At 54.7% G+C, this 4,565-nt stretch carries 5 protein-coding genes; all 5 read left to right on the top strand.

Annotation, left to right across the window (positions count from 1 at the left end):
• Positions 1 to 191 (top strand): hypothetical protein (locus tag C7H84_RS37025; protein WP_205611512.1); only part of this gene is annotated, 191 nt, incomplete at its 5' end.
• A 113-nt stretch (positions 192 to 304) separates the two neighbouring features.
• Entirely contained in the window at positions 305 to 754 is a 450-nt protein-coding gene (locus tag C7H84_RS36030) for a winged helix-turn-helix domain-containing protein (protein ID WP_121863213.1), read from the top strand.
• A gap of 51 nt (positions 755 to 805) precedes the next feature.
• On the top strand, positions 806 to 1,213 hold the full coding sequence (locus tag C7H84_RS36025) for a winged helix-turn-helix domain-containing protein (protein ID WP_121863212.1): 408 nt from the start codon (positions 806 to 808) through the stop codon (positions 1,211 to 1,213).
• Positions 1,214 to 1,651: 438 nt separating this feature from the next.
• Positions 1,652 to 2,683 carry a chitin binding peritrophin-A domain-containing protein gene (locus C7H84_RS36020; RefSeq protein WP_162999531.1) on the top strand — a complete coding sequence of 344 codons (1,032 nt, stop codon included), beginning with the start codon at positions 1,652 to 1,654 and terminating at the stop codon, positions 2,681 to 2,683.
• 1,137 nt (positions 2,684 to 3,820) lie between these two features.
• Positions 3,821 to 4,261: a LysR family transcriptional regulator gene (locus tag C7H84_RS36015; RefSeq protein ID WP_162999530.1), complete on the top strand. Its 441-nt coding sequence runs from the start codon at positions 3,821 to 3,823 to the stop codon at positions 4,259 to 4,261.
• Positions 4,262 to 4,565 lie beyond the last annotated feature (304 nt).

Raw genomic sequence — 4,565 nt, 5'->3', positions numbered from 1 at the left:
GCGATCCAGTGTTCACACGCAACGTGCTCACGTCGCTTGAATATCAGTTCGCGCGCGATGCGTTGCCCGTGGCCTATGTTGCGCAGTTGGAGGGGCCCGACGCCGAACGTCAGCGCGCCATCGAACGGGCTACAGCCTTGCGCCGACTCCTGCCTGGGCGCGCATCGGGAGATCACGTCAGCGCCTCGTGAGAGGTGCCTTGCCCGCCTTTAGGCGGGCTTTTTCGGAGATGGACCGCTCGTACGGTAGGGGGTAGCAGCTGACGTAAGAGGAGTGGCTCTTGAACGAATGCTCGAGGGATGAAATGAACCGCAGATACCTGTACGTCGACAACATCCAAATCGACTTCGTATTTCGCGCGATAAAAATCGACGGCAAGGTTGTCCGCATGACGCCGTGTGCGTTTGACGTGCTCGAATTCTTGCTCCGCAACAAGAACGAGATGGTGTCGCGCCGGGCGATTCAGAGGGCCGTATGGGGACGCGAACTCGATGCGTCGTCACGGACTCTAGAAGCGCATATTTCGCAAATCCGCTCGAAGCTGCGGCTGGACGAACACAAGAAGATAAGGATTATTACCGTCTATTCGATGGGCTATCGGCTAGCCCTCGACGATCCGGAGACGAGTAGCGCGGAACCCGGCGATCCGGGATCTACCGATGGGTTCGCGTCACGACATACGATGGGCGGGCCGTCACACAGGCGGGCGCAGTGGGTGGCCACCAATCAGGTCCCAGCGATACAGTCGGCATGATCGCGGGTAACCTCAATATGAGCAGGTCTTGAACAGGCATGGGGGAACCACATGGAATGCAGATACCTATATGTCGACAATATCAAGATCGACTTCGAGCGGCGGACCATCGAAATCGACGGAAAATCGGTCGGTGTGACATCGCACGAGTTCTACATCATCGAATGCTTGGTCGGCAATGCGAACAAGACTGTGCCACGAGCGGCAATCCAGAAGGCCGCATGGGGCTGTGAACTCAGTGCGTCGTCCCGGGCACTTGACGCGCACATGTTTCGTATTCGCGCAAAGCTAGGGCTCGACGGGGGCTGGAATAAGAACATGAAAATTGTCGCCGACTACGCCGTTGGCTATCGGCTATTTCTGGACGATGCGGTGATGAGCGACGTGGAGCTCAAGGATGCGGGATCTAACGTCCGAGTCGCGCCGCAACGCGCGATAGCCGAGCAACCTCGCTGCTGACAAATTTTAAAAGCCGACGGCGTACGCGAATTGTTGGAAATGAAAGCGAAAATCAAGATTATTGAGATTTTCGACAAAGAGATAATTTTTTCAGAAGATTTCAGAAGATTTCAGAAGATTTCATAAGATGGTCGATACTGCTAAGGTACGTGGCGCCGTAGTTTCTAGCGGTGCTGACTGCAAATCGCAGCCCGAAGTAGTCGTTCGCTACGGAGGAGGAGAAGCCTAGGAGTTGCCCACGAAGTACTGAAGGTTTTATTGGTTATTGAGAACGAAGGCTATTCAGTCCTGTCGCTCGCTAAGCTCGGTCGGTGGTGCAAGTATCGATTTTTAGATCCGAGATATGCAACAAGGCACGGTCGCGCCCGAAAATTGACGCGTAGGCTAAATAAAATGAGAGGCGCGTCAAGTGCGCATTATTTTAGAAATGGGGTCGTCATGAAAAAATCTGCTGCGTGTAGTTGGCTTTTTCAGTTGTGTATCGTTATGTTTGTGCTCTGCGCAAAAGCATTTGCGCAGACACCCGGGATTAGCGAAGCAGTTGTATCAACAAGCAATCTGGAGGGAACTGTTACACTGGTTGTCGCTGGCGTGAAAACGGTATTCCCACTGCCGGGCGTCAATGCTTCGACTACCTCTGGCGAGGGAACGGTCCAGCATGACGCGGCTAACGTCAACGTCGGCGTGTCCGGCATTGCCAATCTTGCGACTGTCGATACCCCTCATAGTCAAGCCAATTTCGCGGCCACACAGACCACTACAACGTTAGCAGGCACCGCGAGCGCGTCCAATATTTCTCTGGCGCAGAACGCCGTGCAAAGTACCAGCGTTTCTGGGCGAGGATACTGTACGTTTGATAGCGCCGGCGCCATTCGTTGTGTCGGTTCAACAAGTCTCGGCAGCGTGATTGTCAATGGCGTCCCGGTGTCGATACCTCAGCAACCGATTCCCATTGGATATCCACTTGCGACGGTTAGCGCGACGTTAGCTGTAAATCTGCCAGGACTTGGTCTGCTTGTTAATATTCCGGTTAGCGGCGCGCTGAAAGTGAATGACTATATTTTTTCGGGGGTTGGGTCGAAACGATTTTTGGCAATTCACGCACCCTTGCATTTGGAACTTGCCGGCAGTCTGAATGTGCTGTCGGTTGGACTGGTCTCAGCCCAGATCGACTTAAGAGACGTGACGGAGACGATAGCGGATACGACGAGCGTGGCGACGACGCCGATCGTCAGCTCTGTCTCGCCCGACGCTATTGATTGCTCGAACTTGGCCGATGGTTACTACGCCGACCCATCGTCACAATGCAGTCCTGAGTTTTTTGCATGCCAGTCGGGAAAGTCGATCTCCAAAACGTGCCCGGCCGGGACGGTATTTAATTCATCCGAAATCGAATGTGTTGTACCTAACGACGACTCGTATTGTCCGGCACCTACGCAAACGAGCGTGAAGCTCTTACAGGTTCATTGAGACTGACCGAACGCGTATGGCAATCGAACCGGCTCGGCGACTGTAGTTGCACGGTTTGAGAACCGTAATGCGAGCGGTAACCTGAAGTCGGCGCTTGGATGAATTGTTGTGAAATGGCCGGCTAATCGGATTTTTTTAGCAAAATATTGCAATTATGCTCCGACGTGCAGCGGGACAGGACCAAGTCACGAATCGCTGAGGGTTGGGCGCGACGAGCTCACGAAACCGGCCGTGACACTTCATCAAGTGGTTTTCATCGGGCGTGTAAAACCCTACACTAGGTTATTGATTCTATTACAGCGCGATGCAGCGAATCGATGCGTATTTTTCTTCCCCAAAGTGCGCGTAACGCAATGAATTTAAAGCGTAAAATGTGATCCTCTGACGCGAGCATCTCCGAGCTCGTGCCGAAGCAGCTTTGCGGCCGTGCGTTCGCGTGCGAGCAGGCGGTCGGCTTCGTCGCGGTGCCGGTGGTTGCGTTCCTCGCGTACCTGCTCGTGCCCACGTGCGCCATATTGTTTCCTCGTCTGGCACCCACCCGACGAGGAAGATCGAACTGGCTTATGCGTCGTTGAAGAAGGCCGATTCGATGCGACGTGCAAGTCGCTTCAAACCTCGAGCTAATAGTTGCGCTGTGTCGGCTTCGCAGCCCTTGGCGCATGTCGACACGGAGCCGTCGTCGCGCACGACGATCGTTGCCGTCGCGACGGCGGGCGGTTGCCGGATGTCGAATTGTGCTACTACAGTGTTCCTGATGGACTGATGGCGGCGTGCCCTCAAAACCTGAGTCGGAAATCGATAAATGTTATGGACTGGCCGACGGCCCGCCTCGGTGCTCCTCTGCGAACGTTCGTTCGTGTTGCACTCTTGCGCGAACCCCGTTTGGGTACGTGTTTTGAAATCCAAATCGTCTCCTCTCAAAAGACTTAAGGTCAAGTTCGGGGGCCGGGGTGATTCATGGGAATTACGGCAGATTTTTGATGAAATGAAAATGTAACGTGTGGTTTGCATATTGTCGGAATGTTTCCGGCAATATCCCACCTGCGTGTATTCCCCGTACTCCTCCGCACATAACGATGACAGGATTGGACGCGTGTCTCTTCAGGCGAAAACGTGATGCGAGTGAGTGGAGGGTATATGACGGTCGATCTCAAGTCGCTGAATCTAAATGATCTCTACGCGCTGGCGCAGTTGGTGCAGCGCGATTCGCTCTCGGCAGCTGGCCGCGCGATCGGCATGAGTCGTCAGGCGCTCGGCAAAAGCATCAGTCGGTTAGAGGCGTCGCTTGGGGTGCAGATTCTGTCCCAGCGCTTACCTGGTCGAGGCGTTGAATTCACGGAGACCGGACAGCTAATTGGACGGGCAGCGGCGACAATCTTTGCGGGCTTGCAGATTTCCCTTCACTTTGCGCTTGATACGGACGACGCAGCGTTGGGCCTTGCTGCGATCACGCAGGTCGAGGCGATGTTGGTCTGTCTGAAGCGGCAAATGATCAACAGGCAAGGTTCCGGCGACGCTGAATCGAGTTTGGGAGTGCGGGGGGCCACCGCTTGGGACGGCGTTGTCAACGAAACATAACATCTTCACTATTTGGGATTTTTGGGAATCGGTTCCAGCGTCCCATTGAGTGCCAGATCACCGCATCGCTAAGCAGGATCGCAGGCATCAGTGATGGGGGAGGCTATCCCGTTCGTCATTTTCTACGCGGCCGAATGTCATACGCGGGATGGAAATGCTTGAGACGTGGCAGACATCGACTCCCACGAGCCACGCCTCTCCGTCTGTTTCGATAGTTCGGATGCGATGTCGTGCGGCTGACTCGTCGGCCGGTTTTGCGACGCGGGATTGGCTTGCGACTACACGAGTCGGCCCTGCAGAACTA

Origin of the sequence: Burkholderia sp. Nafp2/4-1b (assembly GCF_003635165.1) — a bacterium.
Classification (GTDB): Bacteria; Pseudomonadota; Gammaproteobacteria; order Burkholderiales; family Burkholderiaceae; genus Burkholderia.
The sequence above is the reverse complement of the archived record's forward strand: the minus strand, read 5'-3'. Positions and strand labels throughout refer to the sequence as shown.

What these genes read in the sequence shown, in the direction of transcription:
- C7H84_RS36015 (WP_162999530.1), top strand. Translation starts at nt 3,821, where the DNA reads ATGACGGTCGATCTCAAGTCGCTGAATCTAAATGATCTCTACGCGCTG.
- C7H84_RS36030 (WP_121863213.1), top strand. Translation starts at nt 305, where the DNA reads ATGAACCGCAGATACCTGTACGTCGACAACATCCAAATCGACTTCGTA.
- C7H84_RS36020 (WP_162999531.1), top strand. Translation starts at nt 1,652, where the DNA reads ATGAAAAAATCTGCTGCGTGTAGTTGGCTTTTTCAGTTGTGTATCGTT.
- C7H84_RS36025 (WP_121863212.1), top strand. Translation starts at nt 806, where the DNA reads ATGGAATGCAGATACCTATATGTCGACAATATCAAGATCGACTTCGAG.